The organism is Idiomarina sp. ST10R2A5 (assembly GCF_051842325.1).
In the GTDB taxonomy this organism is placed as follows: domain Bacteria; phylum Pseudomonadota; class Gammaproteobacteria; order Enterobacterales; family Alteromonadaceae; genus Idiomarina; species Idiomarina abyssalis.
Genome location: NZ_JBNIEX010000092.1, coordinates 1 through 232, shown reverse-complemented (window position 1 = coordinate 232; position 232 = coordinate 1). Strand labels below are relative to the sequence as shown.

General features: G+C 65.5%; 1 protein-coding gene. It reads right to left on the bottom strand.

The window, feature by feature from the left end; genetic code table 11:
* Nucleotides 1-232, bottom strand: a 232-nt coding sequence (locus tag ACP7FG_RS13245) for an LptA/OstA family protein (RefSeq protein ID WP_439226672.1), incomplete at both ends; no start/stop codon positions are given.

Genomic DNA, 232 nt, shown 5'->3' with positions numbered 1-232 from the left:
GACGCCCGTCGTCATGTCAACCAGCAGGCGGTCACCACGCACCACGTTCTGGCACTGGGTCAGCACGACCCCGCCGCGCATGGTGATCAGATTTGTCCTGGTGTCGAAGATCGCAGTCTCGCCGGTGACCACCTGATCCTTCTGGATCACCATGACATTGCCTTTCGCCTCCAGCCACTTGATCGACGACGCGCCGCCCGGCCCGGGCACGCCGATGCCGTCGGCGACGCCC